Here is a 16,412-nt window from a genome sequence, read left to right as displayed (position 1 = left end):
AACGACTAAGTCGAAGCCAGACCGCCCCTTTGAACGACCGCTTCCCGGTGACCAATCTGGGAATCCGAATGGCGAATATGGGTCGGTGCGGGACATTGGGCCTTCTTCGTGCTTGCCGCGCGCAATATGATCGTGTTGCAGTCGAGACGCAGCTTCTGTCTAGCTCACGTCACGACGTTGCTCAGGTACTTCTTGCGACGAGGAACTCGCGTGAGTCTTTTCCCACGAGCCAGGCGGGCCGTTGGCCCCATCCCGTCCAGGTTTGCCCGGTTACAGGATTTCTATAGCGCGGTGGCACAGGCGGTCGCCCGAGCCGTCGGGGCACGAGTTCCTGGGCGGAGATGTTGTATTCGCGCATGAGTTCACAGATTCGTTCGATCGCTGCGGCCCGTTCGACGGCCCGGACGCGCTGAATCTGTTCGTCGAGGACTGCAAGTGTCGCCCTCAGTTCAAGATACGTAGTTTCGCGCATGCTCAATTCAGATTTTTGGCAAGCTGCTGGCGCAGACACAGCGCCATCTGTTCCAGAATATCGGGTAGCAGAACCTGTGCGTCGAGCGGGCCCTTGACCGAATAACCGGAGCCCTCATCACCGTTCAGCACGATGACTGCGGCGCACCGCGCATGGGCGGCCCGGAGGACATGGCTGCATGCGGACTCAAGCGAGCCTCCCGGCTGATTGTTCGGCACAACATCGACCTCAACGCTATCGGTCATGGTCATCGCCTCCTCGGACGCTCATCTAAGTTGCGGCAGGCCTGCAACTAATACCATCTTTGACCTACCAGGTGACTCAGACACATCTGGTAGGTTTCCCGCACGGCATCCGAACGAAAGTCCAAGCGTAGGTTTTCACAAAACATGCCGGCCACGGTTTTGGAATCGAATCGGGTTGTTGACGTGGGTGCAAGGCGCTTCGCAATATTCAGCGCCTGACTCGCCAGATGCACCCGCTGCATCAGGTCCGCGCCGCCTCCGTTCGAAGAGAGCCACAGCTTGGTGGATTCAACGACGTGCTCTACGGAAAGCCACTCACCGGTCATCTCGCGTGTCAGCAGGTGCGATGCGACCAGATAGGTAAGCAGTTCCGCACGGGCACGCAAATCCATGTTCAGCGGCCGGCTCATCATGATAATCCGGTTGACTCAGCTGGTGTTCACGCGTCAATTGTAGAAGAGTCCAGACGGGGAGACCTGAGGTTCAACATTCAATTCACTGGAGCAATCCGCGATGCTCTAACAAATCTTCATGGCTCCGCGGCGAACGCGCCGCACTCGTAGCATCCGCATCAATCGTGTCGTGTGCTGCCAGTCATCGAAGGGCACAGGCCGACGACGAACTGCCGTTCGTCGGCACGCTGCGTCCGTCACTAGAACGTCAGCTATTCTGAGGAGGGAGTCACTCGGGAAGTCAGCCGTGTCGCAGTAGTTTCGAACGCTTAGTCATCCGTTATCCGCCGGTATCGACTAGCTAGGCCGACACCGACAGGCTGCAATGACCACACCGCATGAGCTGTACGACCCGCTGGCGCTCGCGTGCGCGAGACACCTGACCGCCTTGCACGAGGCTGTCATTACGAGGACAGTTCACTTCCGTCCCCCCAAACGCCGAAACCGAGTCCTCAAAAGAAGTGGAAGCTTTCAGTCAAATCGTGATGTGTCGAACATCCGTCCATGCGACGGCCGAGAGTCTACCTCCTGCCCGGGCTGTGCCAGATACCGGATGATCGTTCTGATCGCTTCTCGCCCCCTCGTATCGTTACGGTCAATCTGACCGATGCCTAGGTCTAACCCACGAGCAATGATGCGAGCTTTCTCGCTGCTGCTATGACTGCTCCAGTACGCGCCCACGCCACGAGTCGCCACTGCCTCCCAATATTCCCCGATGCGCTGCGCGATATGAGCATCTGCTCGATGATTTCCTGAATAAAAAATAAGCAGGTGGATGTGTAAGCCAGATGTGGAGCCTTCTTCAATTTTCCAGATATAAGCTTCAATACCTTTCAGTAGTGAATTGCATTCGATGTTTCTCAAGAATCGATCACGATGACGACGCAAGTCGTCGATCTTTATATCGTCTCTATATTCAGGCTTGTAATTGAGAGTCAGGAAAAGGACTAGGTATCTGGATCGTTTTTCGTATGCCTGCCTTTCCAGTTCAACGCCTCGTCTGTATAGTCGATTGCTCTTGTGTTCGCCATTCATGCTGAATCTCCGGTCGTGGTTCAGCAGATGGATAGTGTCGATATGAATTTATCGTTTTAGGCATAGGCGTTGGGCCTATGCCTTCTCTTGACTTTGATGGTGATGTTTGTTGCTTTGATGATGAGTGAATTTGTTATTCATCTCATTTCATCTCATTCCATAAGAAGCAACGACATCCAGTCTGATTAGCCGCCATTTCGTTCGACAGCCTTACGGCAAGCGCCGGGCTTCGGCGCATTTTTCGCAAAATCCTCGTATGGGTATTTATTTTTTCGGTGAGGCATAAATTTGAGCGGAAAGGGATGCCCCTTCCGCTCAAATTTATGTCATTGGGTTAGGCTGCTTCGCGCGCTCCGACGCGCTCGATGATCCAATCCAAAACCGCTTGTTCGCCCGAGGCCATGCGACTACCACCCAGCGGAGCGGGCTTCGGCAAGGTGGCTTCGGCGATGTACTCGTAGACGATGGATCAGCGCAGACCCGTGGCTCGATTAATGTCCGTGAGGCAGATGAGGCGCATGGTGTGGCTCGATCTGGTCGACTCCAACCATCCGAGTTGGCGGCAGGTTCTTGCCGCGCAGACCCCTCGCAGCTGCTGCCTCCTTATCTCAACAAGCGTCCCACTTCTTCGGCAGACTCAATAATTATCGACCTGAGCCCTTATCCTACTTGACCTTCACGAATAAATATCACTAGAATAAATATCTATGCTAGTTCTATAACTTATCTAGATCCGTTCTAGCATTCTTCTATTTTACAATCGGCAAACTAGAGATGGACTACCTTCCAAGCGGCGAACTCTCAATCCTTGGCGATCAACGAAAACTTACCCATCGCGAATGGATCTGGGTATGGCTGAAGGTCAAACACGACGGGCTCAAGCTTCCTCCCGATCAGTTCGACACGCCGACCATGCGCGCCGAAATGGCGAAGCACTTTGATGAGTCACCGTTGCTGAGGATCGAGCTAAGCGACCAGCTTCGCCCTCAGATGCATGACATCGACCTGGAATGGATCTCGGATGATGATGACGAACAGCTATCGTGGATCCGGAATCATCTTGATGACGCCAAGCTCAAGCACGAACGCCTCGCACGCAGAAGATCGCCGGGAATCTCGCATATCTACACTGAGGTCATCTGGTCCCGCAGGGATGCCGTAATCGCCGCTATTGATTATTGGGATGAGGCGCTGACGGCTAAAGAGCTTGTCGTGGAAGGACTAAGAATCGGCTGGGATGAGCACATTCAGCGTGAGCGCAAATTCCGGTGGTTCACTAAAGAAAATGAACTGGAACAATGCGATTTGACATGGGCGTGGTTACGCAAAAACAAACCCCACTTGACGACAGGCCAACGTCCCTTCACAACCCGCGCAGACGTGCAGGATTTTTTTGATGCGATTGAGTTAAGCGATGATGAAGAAAAATTCATTATCAACACCATCAAGCTTCGATGGAGTCAGCGCAAACATCGAGAGAAAATGGTCGGCAAGAAACAATGCAATCTCATTTTGTCGAACGCCGCACTGAAGAGTCTGGATAAATTTGCAAATCAGAAAAATCTATCCAGATCCCAGTTTATCGAGATACTGCTTCACGAGGAGGCGGAGCGTAGTCGCGGAATCAAGAAATGACGCTCGAAGTTATCGTGAGCTGCGTGGGTGCTGACCAGCGCGTCGCAGAAACACTCGGGCTACTCGTCGACAGATTCGCCATTGCGAAGCTGTCGCACCGCGTCAACCGGCCAAAGCACCCTGCGGTTCGCGAGTTTGACCGGGCGAACGCCGTGGTAGCTTCCCTCGCTGGAATACCGCTTGCGAATGGATTGAGGATCAACGGCCATCACCGCCGCGAACTCATCTGTCGACAAATAATCGCGACTCTCCGGAATCGGCATTGGTACACGCGCCGCCGGTTTCCGGGGACTGGCCGGAACTTCAGGTACGGGAGCAGGCAATGCGCCCGTACCTGCGCCACCTAACACCGCCCGCATCGAATCAACTATCGCCATCGACTTCGCGGCATATTCGACAACCTGCGATGGGATGAAGTCGACCTGTCCGGAAGCCGGCTTGCCGACGATGACATCGATGAACAGCGGCAGCCAGTCCGAATCGATCTCTTCGCGCTCAAACCAGTCGATGAACTGGTGCGGCGTCATCTTCGTTGGAGTGGTCCCGCCGTTTTCCTCCTCCTCGCTGGCCCACTCATGCCATTCGCGCATTATCAGGCGCGCGCGGTGGAATCGGCGATGGCCAACGTTAGGGAGCGCCTCGCCATCAAGGCCCACCCCGCCGTCCGGTATCTCCTTGCAACCCGTCGGCGCGAGAATGCCCGACATGATGAGTGCTCCTTCGAGCGGCGTCCACGTCGCACGAGCGAGACATTCTTTCAACACGACATAAAGCTGCCTCGCGGCAGCGATGCGCTCTTGCGGTGATTGATGATCCGCCATGGCCCGCTATTTCGTTAGATTGGTTAATGGCGACCATTTTAGCCGACAGCCCCAGTGGACTCGCCGCTCCGGGGACTATCGGCCGGTTACTTGCGGATCACGCCGCATCGACCTTAAACGGGATACCAGCCTGCTCCAGCATCCAGGATTCGATCTTGTCGTGCCACACGCGCAGCAGGTCGATCGGCCGACGCCGGTAATGCTTCTCGGCGATGGCCGAAGGTTTGTGCCCCTGAATCTGCGCGACGACGCCGACCGGTACTTCAACCCATTCCGATAACGTTCCGAACGAGCGCCGCAGTCCATGTAGCGTGACGTGAGGAAGCTCAGCAGCGGCGAGCGCCTTGTTGTGCGCGATGCGCGGCTCTGCAATCTTGCCGTCTTCCGACGTTTTGCTGGAGAAGACCCATTCCGATGGCGACCACTCCTCACCCCGTTCCTTGATGCGTGCAAGCTGCCGCCGGTCCGGTGGTGTCTCGTTCAGCCGTTTCAGGTTCGTCAGCAAGGTGGCGAGATACGGGGTTAGTGGAATCACCCGCCCTCCTGTTCCCTCCACCTTGTCGTCCAGAACCAGACTTCGCCAACGGAAATCAAGGTCGTCCCAACGCAGCCCGGCCCACTCTTCCCGGCGCGCCCCGGTGATCAACAATCCTTGCAGATAGGCGCTGTGAACTGGGTTGGCAACCTGGCGAACCTCGCGAAACCACACCTTCAATTGCTCGCGCTGCAACGAGTCACCCTCCTTGGCCTTCACGCGTGGGACAACATCGCGAACATCCCGGGCCTTATAAGCCTCCGTTGGGACAATATTCTTGTAGGCTGGCGTATCGTCCACCCAGCGGATGAAACCTCGAAGCAAACGAAACGAGAGCGCCGACATCGTGGGCCGCTCCCGCGATTCGGCCGCAAGCCAACTGGCAATCCGCTCGCTGGTCAGCTCCGACAGCTTCAGGGAGCGAACTGCCGCCAAAGGACCGGGTTGCGTTACCCCCTTGCCGCGTTTCTTTGGCTGGCCCCCTACATCCGCATGCTGCACGTGATCGCGATAGTGGCGCTCCCCCCAGAATGGCTTGCGACTCTCCAGGTATTCGTCCCACACTGCGCCAAATGTCGCGTCCTGCCGTTGGGCTTCCGCACGACGGGCCTCATGTGCAGCTTGCTGCTCCGCTCGCACCTCGCGCGGATCCTTCCCGTCGTCGATCACCGTTTTCAGACGGGCAGCTTCAGTGCGCGCCCGCCCAAGATCCCAAGCCCGGGCATTGCCAATCGTCATTCGGATTGTCTTGCCGAACAGGCGAGACTCGAAGATGTACGCCCGCGCGCCTGCGGCGGTCACGCGCAGCCCGAAGCCCGGCGTCTTCGCATCCCAGTAGATTGTTTGTAGCTTGCCGGGCTCGCACTCGAAGCTATCGACCCGAGCTGCCGTGAAGTTCTGTTTGCTCATTCATTTCCCGTGTAGGCACCGTGTAGGCAAATACTAGGGAAATCAGTCTGCATGAGTCAACAAGAAAATCCGTAGAATACGGATAAGACCCTTACCCACAAAGGATTCAGAGCACCTACACGGATATCAATCCACATGAGGGAATGAGATGTCGCTCGGACTTTTAATCCGTTGGTCACAGGTTCGAATCCCGTACGGCCTACCAAGATAGTGAGGGCTCAGCGCAAGCTGGGCCCTTTTTTTTCGCTCCGCAAAAATGCCAGTGCTACGCAAATTCCCTCTGACGTCATACAGTGGTTAGCCGACCGCTGTATATTATGTGACCGCTGAGCGAGGTCTGTAGCACGCCCGAAGGGAAGTCTACGGAAAAGTCTCAACGCGGCCCGGCACGATTTCAGAACACCCGATGTGAAAAACCAAGGCTATGACAACGACTGCATCGCGAAAACTCACAAAGAAAGTGGGCGGACTGGCCAACCCTTCGACGATCACTCCGCCGGACGCGGAAAGAGAGCCGATGAATCGAAATCTGGCAGCTGCAAAGGCAGGCAAACAGGACGAGTTCTACACCCAATACGTTGACATCCAGAAAGAGGTTGAAGCCTACCTCGAATTGGACCCCGACACCTTTCGTGGCAAGGTGGTCTATTGCAACTGCGACGACCCCTTCGAAAGCAACTTCTTCAAGTATTTCGCCGCCAATTTCAACAAGCTCGGGCTGAAAAAGCTCATAACGACCAGCTACGACGGCTCTCCAATCGCTGGCGCACAACTCTCGTTCCTTGAGTACGACGAGGAAAGTGGTAAGCGCCCAAAACCCAAGGCGATCGCCGTCCAAATAACGGACGTAAAAGCTATCAACGGCGATGGCTCGACCGGCATTGAAGACGTCAAGCTCTTTCTGAAGCAGAACCCCCATATGCGGACGCGCCTTGCGGAAGGCGGCGATTTCCGAAGCCCTGAGTGCATTGCGCTTTTGAAAGAGGCGGACATTGTGGTCACCAACCCGCCTTTCTCCCTCTTCAAGCAGTACATCGCGCAACTCGTAGAGCACGAAAAGAAATTTCTGATAATCGGTAACGTGCAGGCGATCACTTATCTTGAGGTCTTTCCGCTAATCAAAGAGAACAAGTTGTGGTTGGGCGCCACAATCCACAGCGGCGACCGCGAGTTCCGCGTTCCCGACCACTACCCGCTCAACGCGGCTGGCTGGAGAGTCGACGAAAATGGCGCTAAGTACATCCGCGTCAAGGGCGTACGCTGGTACACAAACCTAGATCATGGCCGCAGACACTTACAGTTGCCGCTCATGACGTTGGAAGACAACCTCCGATTCAGCAAACACAAGGAGGTCAAGGGAAAGACGGCGTACGACCGATACGATAACTACGACGCTATCGAAGTCCCCTTCACCGACGCTATTCCCAGCGACTACGACGGCGTGATGGGCGTTCCCATCTCCTTTCTAGACAAGTACAACCCCGAGCAATTCGAGATTGTCGGAAACAGCGACGACGGCGAGATGATGACTAAGATTGGAGCCCGGCCCCTTGGGCATGACTTCATCAACGCGTATCGTGCCCGCGGGGGCACCGGACATTACAGCCCTGGCATGCGAATGCTTGGTCTGCTTGAACCTCATCCACGGGTCATCTACAAACGCATTCTAATCCGGCATCGCCGCCAAACTCAGCCTGCAAAAGCGAGCAAAAAGTGATTACCACGTTAAGAACCGACATAACCGTGGCTGACATCTGCGACGGGTTTATGTACAACCAACTCGAAGGTAAAGGGCTATACGGACTGGGGGGAAAGCTCACCATTCAGCCGGAGTACCAGCGGAATTTTATTTATGCTGACGGCGGCGGAAAAAGAGAGGCGGCAGTGATCCAGTCACTGCTGAAAGGGTATCCGCTGGGCTTGATCTATTTCAACAAAGTGTCGGAAAACAAGTTGGAGGTACTCGACGGCCAGCAGCGCATCACGAGTATCGGAAGGTTTGTTACCAACAAGTTCGCGATTATGGAGAACGGCAATCCGAAGAACTTCGACAGCCTGCCCGTCGACCAACAAGCCAAGATTCGGGGCTCGAAATTGCTGATCTACGAGTGCGAAGGCACCGAGACCGAGATAAAGCAATGGTTTGAAACTATCAACATCGCAGGCGTGCCCCTCAACGCTCAGGAACTGTTGAACGCTATCTACTCTGGACCCTTTGTGACACTTGCCAAGGCCGAGTTTAGTAACAGTCAAAATTCCAACATCCAGAAATGGAGTGCGTATGTCAAGGGGAGCGCAAACCGGCAGGAGTTCCTGGAGCGCGCGTTAGACTGGGTGAGCAAGGGCGATATTGGCAGCTACATGAGCAGCCATCGCACCCAAAGCAACATCAACGAATTGAAAACCTACTTCACAGCCGTGATCGATTGGGTATCGAGTGTATTCAGGGATGTCGAGAGGGAGATGCAGGGGCTGGAATGGGGGCGTCTCTACGAGCAATACCACTCCCAGTCATTTGATCCGGCCAAAGTTTCTGCCGAGGTCCAGCGGCTTTATGGCGATCCGTACGTCAAAAACCGTCGCGGCGTCTTCGAATACATTCTCGGCGGGCTCCTGGATTCAAAGCTTCTCGATGTACGGGTCTTCGACGATGCGACCAAGAAATCCGTCTATGCGACGCAGACCGCAGCTGCCGAGAAAAGTAGTAAATCTAATTGCCCGCTCTGCGCACTTGGCCATGCGGCTAATCAGAGCAAGCTTTGGAAGTTTGCTGAAATGGACGCAGACCACGTCTCCGCATGGAGCAAAGGCGGAGCTAGCTTGACTAAGAATTGCCAAATGCTGTGCATTACTCACAATCGCGCGAAAGGCAATCGATAACAAAAACGGACGGCCGTTTCGCTCGATGAGCGGGTCTGTCGCTGAATCGAGCCCCTATGCGTCTGCTCATAGCCGTTACGCTCAACTCTATATCGAGGGCAGCGGACGGGCGTACCGACGCCTTACCTCCGAGTCGCAACATGCACGCAGAAGGGCTGGTGATGACATTCCGCCACTCCCTCGAACATGTCGCCGCCTCAAGCAACTAGAAGAGGAAACTGGTATTCCTGACCGGAACTGGAAGCAGGTTTGGAGTCGTCGGCAGCGTCCGACTGCCCACATGATTGAGGCGCTCGCGAGGCGATGGCCGCAATATGCATTTTGGTTAGCGACTGGCCTCACTGACCCGAGTGCGGGACACACAGCCCCCGGGAAAGCGTGGACGGCTAGTCAGCGTACGGCCTCAAGCGAAGTAAACGCAGCAGCAGCCGAGTTTTTTGACGCAAGCGTACTGACCCAAGACGTCGCGTATGGGCTTGGCGACACGCCCGAACAGACCGAAGAAGCGAAGCCCGCCCCGAAATACAAAGACTTGGATGAAGCGATTTTTCAACTCGCCTTTCAGCGTCGGCTAGAGCATCTAAAAAATCAATTTCAGGGCGTGGTCGATGTGGCGGGCGAAACATGGAAGCTCAAGCAGCTAGTCGCCCAACTCGACGTCGAAAGGGTCAAATTAGCGCTCAAAGACAGCGAGGAATTTGCTCGCATGTTCTCCACCCAGGCAAGTGCGAAGCACGATGAGGCCGAGTGAGGCCGGTGCCATTGGAATCAGTCAGCCAGTGCCCGATGGATGCGTCTTCAATCGTCACGCCACCTGATGACGTCGCCATTTAGAGCCACAGGTGCCGTCGATAGTCGCTGTAACTAGCGGCCAACAAGCGGATGTTGTTCCAAACCAGCATGATCGGCGCGCCGCTAGTCTGTGCCGCCTGCTCGACTGCCATCACTACGAGTGAAATTGGAGCTTCGTCCAATAGGTGGCCGATGTGAGCCTCGAATCCGGGCGGTACCTCACCGCTCAGGAGAATCGCCAGCAAGGCGTCTTCAGTTAACGTGCCCCGATAACTTATGCTCGAAGTTCGGGCCGCCATCCATAACCACCGCATTGGGCGGCGGTGTTGCATTGGCAGGAACGTCGAGAAGTCGAGATCCAGTACTCGAAGCAACGACTGTGGATCCTTACTATCACTAGCCATCGCGAGTTGCACCGCCCGCAGCAACGAAAGGCCAAGTGCTTCGCATCGCTCGAGAATGCGCCAATCACGCGAACAATTTAAAGCGGCGTCAATACTGTCCGCCTTGATTGTGCGAGTCTCGTCATCCATGGCTTGCCCCTGATGTCACCCAGCCCAGTCTCTCACGGAAGCGCCACACCTGCGTGGTTGTGAAATTGCTCCGCAACCAATGAGAGAGGCCTTGCTGGACGTCCCTCCACCGACGGCTGTTGAACGCGAATTGCGGTGCGCAATCGACGACAACAGCCTTGTTTTAATTGGCATTTTTCTCGGACTTTTAATCCGTTGGTCACAGGTTCGAATCCCGTACGGCCTACCAAAGATTTAAAGGGCTCAGCGCAAGCTGGGCCCTTTTTCTTTGCTTCGTGGAAAACAGGCGTGCGCCGCATTTCGTGCGATTGCTCCTCGATACAGCATCTCGCCCTCGGCCCTCTTCCGAACGCCTCCTCGGATACCGCTCTCATCACGTCGCGCTCAAACAGCAACTCGTCGATGTCGTTCAGACTGTACTAAAACCCGGGATACCTGCGCATTGCACAGCCGAAAGCTCCAGCCGGAAAATCCCGGCTGCCACGTGGCGATCCTGCATTCTTCGTCGCGCGGATCTGAGGCGGCCAACCCAGCAACCTGACAACGCTTTCGCCATCTCGATTCGCGCCTTTGCGGTCAGACCGTCGAAGCCACGAGCGGCATCCTCGCGCGCGACCCACGTTGCGCCATCGCCCCATCCAGTCAATACGACAACTGATGTGCATTTCCCTGTTCGCGATCAAATTCCGCCTACGCGCTCTTTCGTAGAATCCGGCGGGATACGCACCTGAGTGCGTGGGTTGCGGGTTGCGAAGACAAGGCGAATTCCGCAAGGGCTCAATGAAAAGCAGGTGAATATGATGAACAAGGGAGTCCTTAAAACCAGGGTGCTGATACCCCTGGGGGGCGCACTGGCCACATGTCTTTCCGGGTGCGGCAAGCTCGACGTGCTCGACCCGAAAGGCAGCATCGGGGTAGCGGAAAAATCCCTGATTGGCACGGCGACCTTCACGATGTTGATCGTCGTCGTGCCCGTCATCCTGATGACACTATGGTTTGCGTGGCACTACCGTGCGAGCAACCATCGGGCGAAGTACGCGCCGAAGTGGGCGCATTCCACGGCGATCGAAGTCGTTATCTGGACGGTGCCGTCCATCATCATCCTGTGTCTCGGGGTGCTGACCTGGAAGACGACGCACGAACTCGATCCCTACCGGCCAATCGAGTCGGCGGTCAAGCCGATCAACGTTGAAGTGGTCGCGCTCGACTGGAAATGGCTCTTCATTTACCCGGATCTCGGCATTGCATCGGTCAATCAGCTGGCCTTCCCGGTCGGTACACCGGTGCACTTCATGATCACGTCCGATTCCGTCATGAACTCGTTCTTCATCCCGCAACTGGGCAGCCAGATCTACGCGATGGCGGGGATGCAGACGCAACTGCACCTGGTTGCGGACGAAGCAGGCGATTACGCCGGCGTGTCGGCCAATTTCAGCGGCAAGGGGTTTTCCGACATGAAATTCCGCGCGCTCGCCACCAGCCCCGAGCAGTTCAACGCGTGGGTGCAAACGGTCAAGGGGTCGTCCAGCCGGCTCGACATGAACGAATACAACACGGTCGCGCAACCGGGCGAGAAGGAGCCTGTGCGCTACTTCTCCTCGATCGACCCGCGACTGTTCCACAACATCATCGCGAAATACAACAACGGCAACGTTCTCGATTTGCAGAACAGCAATTGCAGTACGAAGGGGTAACACATGTTCGGAAAACTGACACTTTCGGCGATTCCGTTCGATCAGCCCATCATCATGGGCGCGGGCGCCCTGATGGCGATCCTCGTCATCGCCACGCTCGTCGCATTGACGTGGTTCGGCAAGTGGAAATGGCTGTGGAGCGAGTGGATCACCAGCGTCGATCACAAGAAGATCGGCGTGATGTACATCGTGGTCGCCGTACTGATGCTCGTGCGCGGCTTTGTCGACGCGGTAATGATGCGCCTGCAACTGGCGCTCGCCTACGATTCGCCGGGCTACCTGCCTCCGCATCACTACGACCAGATCTTCACGGCGCACGGCGTCATCATGATCTTCTTCATGGCGATGGCGCTGATGGTGGGACTGTTCAACCTGATCGTGCCGCTGCAAATCGGTGCCCGTGACGTAGCCTTCCCGTTCCTGAACTCGCTGTCCTTCTGGATGACGGCGATCAGCGCCATCCTGATGAACCTGTCGCTGGTGATCGGTGAGTTCGCACAGGTCGGCTGGCTCGCGTATCCACCGTTGTCGGAGCTGCAGTTCAGTCCAGGCGTGGGAGTCGACTACTACATCTGGAGCCTGCAACTGTCGGGCGTCGGCACGCTGATTACGGCAATCAACTTCTTCGTGACGATCATCCGCATGCGCGCACCCGGCATGTCGCTGATGAAAATGCCCGTGTTCACGTGGACCGCGCTGTGTTCGAACGTACTCATCATGGCGACGTTCCCGATTCTCACCATTGCGCTGGCGCTGCTCGGTCTGGACCGTTACCTCGGCATGCACTTCTTCACGAACGATGCCGGCGGCAACGCAATGATGTATCTGAACCTGATCTGGGCATGGGGTCACCCCGAGGTCTATATCCTGGTTTTGCCGGCGTTCGGCATTTATTCCGAAGTCATCGCAACGTTCGCAAAAAAGCCGCTGTTCGGCTACCGGACAATGGTGTACGCATCCTGCGTGATCACGGTGCTGGCGTTCCTCGTGTGGCTGCATCACTTCTTCACGATGGGCTCCGGCGCGGACGTCAACGCGTTCTTCGGCATTATGACGATGGTCATTGCCATTCCGACCGGCGTGAAAGTATTCAACTGGCTGTTCACGATCTATCGCGGCCGCCTCGAATTTTCTGCTCCGGTACTGTGGACGATCGGCTTCATGATCACGTTCACGATCGGCGGCATGACGGGCGTGATGATGGCGATTCCTGGCGCGGACTTTGTGCTGCACAACAGCCTGTTCCTGATCGCTCACTTCCATAACGCGATCATCGGCGGCGTGGTGTTCGGCTATCTGGCGGGGGTCCATTACTGGTTTCCGAAAGCGTTCGGCTTCAGGCTGAACGAGAAGCTCGGCAAGTGCGCATTCTGGTTCTGGTTCGTCGGCTTCTACGTGTCCTTCATGCCGCTCTATGTACTCGGCTTCATGGGCATGACGCGGCGTCTGAACCACTATGACAACCCGGCATGGCAGCCGTGGCTGATCGTCGCCGCGTGCGGCGTGGTGTTGATCGCGCTCGGTGTGGTGTGTCAGGTCGCCCAGGTGGTAGTGAGCGTGCGTAACCGCAAATTGCCGGAATACCGCGACCTGACGGGCGATCCATGGGGTGGCCGTACGCTTGAATGGGCCACGTCGTCGCCGCCGCCTGTCTACAACTTCGCGACCATTCCCGTGGTCCATGAACTCGACGCGTTCGCGCACATGAAGGAACACGGGCAGGGCCTCGGCAAGGATGCGGTATACGGTGCAATTCATATGCCGTCCAACACCAGTGCAGGGTTCCTGATCGGCATGTTCAGCCTTGTGCTGGGTTTTGCCGGTGTATGGCACATCACATGGCTCGCGGTCGTTGCGCTCGTTGCCATCATGGCTACCGTAATCGGTCGCAGCTTCGGCGACAACGACGGCTACACCATTTCCGTCGAAACGGTGCGGGCGATCGAAGAGAAACAAGGAGCGGCAATGCATGGGAAACGTGAAAGCGTGCGCGCTGCCGCGGAGGTCATCTGATGCTGCAAAAAACCAATCTCGCCACGCTGGCCGAACAGGAAAGCGAACACGCCCCCTCTCATTCGGTATTTGGCTTCTGGCTGTATCTCATGACCGACTGCGTGCTGTTCGCGTCGTTGTTTGCGGTGTTCGCCGTGATGGCGCATCAATTCGCGGGCGGTCCATCCGGCAAGGATCTGTTTGACATTCCGGGGGTGGCGCTGGAAACCGCGGTGCTGCTGCTGAGCAGCATCACCTACGGTTTTGCGATGCTCGGCGCGCACAGGCGCAAGTCGGGTGTCGTGCTGGGCTGGCTGGCCGTTACGTTTGTGCTCGGTCTCGCGTTTCTCTGGTTCGAACTGAATGAGTTTTCGCACATGATTGCCGAGGGCGCCGGTCCTGGCCGCAGTGCGTTTCTTTCGTCATTTTTCACGCTGGTCGGCACGCACGGCTTGCATGTGACGGTTGGCCTCATATGGATGATCGTGCTGGCCGTGCAGATCGTCCTCAAGCCCGAACTGTCGGAACGGGAAATTACGCGACTCACGTGCCTGAGTCTCTTCTGGCACTTTCTCGACATCGTGTGGATCTGTGTCTTTTCATTTGTCTATCTTGGGAGCGTGCTCTAAATGGCGCATACGCAATCGCTGCATGAAGAAGAGGGGCACGGCAGCCTTTCTGGCTATATCACCGGATTCGTCATCGCTGTGCTGCTAACGGCGGCGTCGTTCGGACTGGTCATGCGCGGCGCTTTGCCGCCGCAGTCGGCGATGCTTGTGCTGGCCGTGCTCGCACTCGTGCAGATCGTCGTCCATCTGGTGTTTTTCCTGCACCTGAACACGTCGTCCGGTCAACGCTGGAACGTGATGGCGCTGTGCTATACCGCAGTGGCCTCGGTCATCCTGATCGGCGGCACGGTATGGGTGATGCACAACGTCAGCATGAACATGATGTCCCGCTAAAGCCGCGCGTCTGGCTACCGCCGCTCAAAATAAAACGCCTGACGCTTCAACGAGAATTGCCTTGATGCTGGACAGGCGACCGGGAACGCCTGCCCTTCCCGGTCGACGAGGCACAATGCGAGTGCCAGACGCGCAGGCAGCGTGTGCCAGCGCGTTTGCGCGCATGCCCACAGCGAAAACGGCTGGCGCAAGCTGGAACACGGTGCTCCACGGCCCGTAACAGGGGCCCGCGCCGTCCGGTCACCGTGATTCCCTGGAATGATCCTTGCGGCGGCGCGCGCCGTCACCTATAACTTCCGAAGATATCGCTTTCCCGGATCTGCCCGTCGCGCACCGTCGGGCATTGTTTTGTGCGTCGCCCAGTATGCGTTTGCTGTCGTCAACAACATCGTTATAAAAGCAGACATGAACGGATCGCGGCGTTTGACCGGCTTGCCGGTCACGCAGGGTTGGGTTCACGCCGCGCATCGGTTGACCGATCGAATTAAAACAGGCCGTTCAACACAACCGAAACAAGCGAGGACACCGTGGATCTCGAAACCGTACGCGTATTCATCATGACCCGTGGCATCGACTTCGGCACGAAGGTGCTCGGAGCGATCGTGTTGTGGATTATCGGGCGCTGGGTCATCACGCTGATCACCGGGCTGCTGCGCAAGGTTCTCGCGCGTAACGGGCGCGTCGATCCGACGCTCGCGCACTACCTCGCCTCGATTCTCGGTGCCTTGCTGAACCTGCTGCTGATCCTCGCCGTGCTGCAGGTGTTCGGTGTGCAGACGACGTCGTTCGCCGCGCTGCTCGCCGGCCTCGGTCTTGCAATCGGCACGGCGTGGGGCGGTCTGCTCGCGCACTTCGCGGCGGGCATCTTCATGCAGGTGCTGCGGCCTTTCAAGGTCGGCGACTTCGTGACCGCCGGCGGCGTGACGGGCACGGTCAGCGAGCTTGGCCTCTTCGGCACGACGATCGTGACGCCGGACAACGTCACGACCATCATCGGCAACAACAAGATCTTCTCCGACACGATCTCGAACTACAGCGTGTTGCCCGTACGCCGTGTCGAACTGACGGCGAAGGTCGCGAACGGCGTCGATCCCATCGATGCGGCGAACCGCCTGCGCGCCGCGATCGCGAAGATTCCGAACGTGGCGGAGACGCCCGCGCCGGATATCGAAGTGCTGTCGTTCACGCCGGAAGGGCCGCTGCTCTGCGTGCGGCCGTATGCGCATACAAACGACTACTGGCAGGTCTATTTCGACACGAACCGCGCGATCATCGAGACGTTCAGGGAAGCCGGCTATCCGACGCCCGAGACGCCCGTGGTGCGCCGCACGGCGACCTGACCGAACGCGCCGCCGGACGTACGCAACGCCGCCCCGTCGGGCGAGTGCGAGGGTCCAGGGGCGCAAGGCCAAAAAAACGGCGTCGCGGTTCACACTGCGACGCCGTTCCTTATTC

General features: G+C 57.0%; 16 protein-coding genes. 9 read left to right on the top strand and 7 right to left on the bottom strand.

Annotated features, from left to right (window positions below):
• Positions 1–181 precede the first annotated feature (181 nt).
• The 4 genes from LPA37_RS27865 to LPA37_RS07200 all read right to left on the bottom strand — a co-directional run bounded on the left by LPA37_RS27865 (position 182) and on the right by LPA37_RS07200 (position 2,204).
• On the bottom strand, positions 182–358 hold the full coding sequence (locus LPA37_RS27865; protein ID WP_407672494.1) for an H-NS histone family protein: 177 nt from the start codon (positions 356–358) through the stop codon (positions 182–184).
• A 116-nt stretch (positions 359–474) separates the two neighbouring features.
• Positions 475–717 (bottom strand): hypothetical protein, encoded by a 243-nt coding sequence (locus LPA37_RS07210; RefSeq protein ID WP_229012157.1) that lies wholly within the window; start codon positions 715–717, stop codon positions 475–477.
• A 47-nt stretch (positions 718–764) separates the two neighbouring features.
• A complete protein-coding gene (locus tag LPA37_RS07205) occupies positions 765–1,130 on the bottom strand; it encodes a hypothetical protein (RefSeq protein ID WP_229012156.1) in 366 nt (121 codons plus the stop codon).
• Positions 1,131–1,640: 510 nt separating this feature from the next.
• Complete coding sequence (locus LPA37_RS07200) at positions 1,641–2,204, bottom strand: rolling circle replication-associated protein (RefSeq protein WP_229012155.1); 564 nt, start codon at positions 2,202–2,204, stop codon at positions 1,641–1,643.
• Between the two features lie 774 nt (positions 2,205–2,978).
• Between LPA37_RS07200 and LPA37_RS07195 the strand changes: the two genes are divergently transcribed.
• The gene (locus tag LPA37_RS07195) at positions 2,979–3,839 is read left to right on the top strand and encodes a hypothetical protein (RefSeq protein WP_229012154.1); all 861 of its coding nucleotides are present in this window, start codon (positions 2,979–2,981) and stop codon (positions 3,837–3,839) included.
• Between the two features lie 59 nt (positions 3,840–3,898).
• Here the strand turns inward: LPA37_RS07195 and LPA37_RS07190 are convergent, their stop codons facing one another.
• The gene (locus tag LPA37_RS07190) at positions 3,899–4,660 is read right to left on the bottom strand and encodes a hypothetical protein (protein ID WP_229012153.1); all 762 of its coding nucleotides are present in this window, start codon (positions 4,658–4,660) and stop codon (positions 3,899–3,901) included.
• Positions 4,661–4,757: 97 nt separating this feature from the next.
• Positions 4,758–6,104 (bottom strand): tyrosine-type recombinase/integrase, encoded by a 1,347-nt coding sequence (locus tag LPA37_RS07185; RefSeq protein ID WP_229012152.1) that lies wholly within the window; start codon positions 6,102–6,104, stop codon positions 4,758–4,760.
• Positions 6,105–6,621: 517 nt separating this feature from the next.
• Between LPA37_RS07185 and LPA37_RS07180 the strand changes: the two genes are divergently transcribed.
• The 3 genes from LPA37_RS07180 (at position 6,622) to LPA37_RS07170 (ending at position 9,735) form a co-directional block, all read left to right on the top strand.
• Entirely contained in the window at positions 6,622–7,821 is a 1,200-nt protein-coding gene (locus LPA37_RS07180; RefSeq protein WP_229012151.1) for an adenine-specific methyltransferase EcoRI family protein, read from the top strand.
• Positions 7,822–7,847: 26 nt separating this feature from the next.
• On the top strand, positions 7,848–8,984 hold the full coding sequence (locus LPA37_RS07175; RefSeq protein WP_229012150.1) for an HNH endonuclease family protein: 1,137 nt from the start codon (positions 7,848–7,850) through the stop codon (positions 8,982–8,984).
• Between the two features lie 280 nt (positions 8,985–9,264).
• Positions 9,265–9,735 (top strand): hypothetical protein, encoded by a 471-nt coding sequence (locus LPA37_RS07170; protein WP_229012149.1) that lies wholly within the window; start codon positions 9,265–9,267, stop codon positions 9,733–9,735.
• A gap of 79 nt (positions 9,736–9,814) precedes the next feature.
• On the opposite strand, the gene LPA37_RS07165 is transcribed toward LPA37_RS07170, so the two are convergent.
• The gene (locus LPA37_RS07165) at positions 9,815–10,309 is read right to left on the bottom strand and encodes a hypothetical protein (RefSeq protein ID WP_229012148.1); all 495 of its coding nucleotides are present in this window, start codon (positions 10,307–10,309) and stop codon (positions 9,815–9,817) included.
• Positions 10,310–11,109: 800 nt separating this feature from the next.
• On the opposite strand from LPA37_RS07165, the gene cyoA reads away from it, so the two are divergent.
• The 5 genes from cyoA to LPA37_RS07140 all read left to right on the top strand — a co-directional run bounded on the left by cyoA (position 11,110) and on the right by LPA37_RS07140 (position 16,297).
• Positions 11,110–12,003 carry a ubiquinol oxidase subunit II gene (gene cyoA / locus LPA37_RS07160; RefSeq protein ID WP_407672493.1) on the top strand — a complete coding sequence of 298 codons (894 nt, stop codon included), beginning with the start codon at positions 11,110–11,112 and terminating at the stop codon, positions 12,001–12,003.
• A 3-nt stretch (positions 12,004–12,006) separates the two neighbouring features.
• Positions 12,007–14,016: a cytochrome o ubiquinol oxidase subunit I gene (gene cyoB / locus LPA37_RS07155; RefSeq protein WP_228974972.1), complete on the top strand. Its 2,010-nt coding sequence runs from the start codon at positions 12,007–12,009 to the stop codon at positions 14,014–14,016.
• Entirely contained in the window at positions 14,016–14,624 is a 609-nt protein-coding gene (gene cyoC, locus LPA37_RS07150; protein WP_229012147.1) for a cytochrome o ubiquinol oxidase subunit III, read from the top strand. Before cyoB ends, cyoC begins: the two co-directional genes overlap by 1 nt.
• Entirely contained in the window at positions 14,625–14,957 is a 333-nt protein-coding gene (gene cyoD / locus LPA37_RS07145; protein ID WP_228974975.1) for a cytochrome o ubiquinol oxidase subunit IV, read from the top strand.
• 527 nt (positions 14,958–15,484) lie between these two features.
• Entirely contained in the window at positions 15,485–16,297 is an 813-nt protein-coding gene (locus LPA37_RS07140; protein WP_229012146.1) for a mechanosensitive ion channel family protein, read from the top strand.
• Positions 16,298–16,412 lie beyond the last annotated feature (115 nt).

This window comes from Paraburkholderia gardini (assembly GCF_907164545.1).
In the GTDB taxonomy this organism is placed as follows: domain Bacteria; phylum Pseudomonadota; class Gammaproteobacteria; order Burkholderiales; family Burkholderiaceae; genus Paraburkholderia; species Paraburkholderia gardini.
This window is presented reverse-complemented; position numbering and strand designations above follow the sequence as displayed.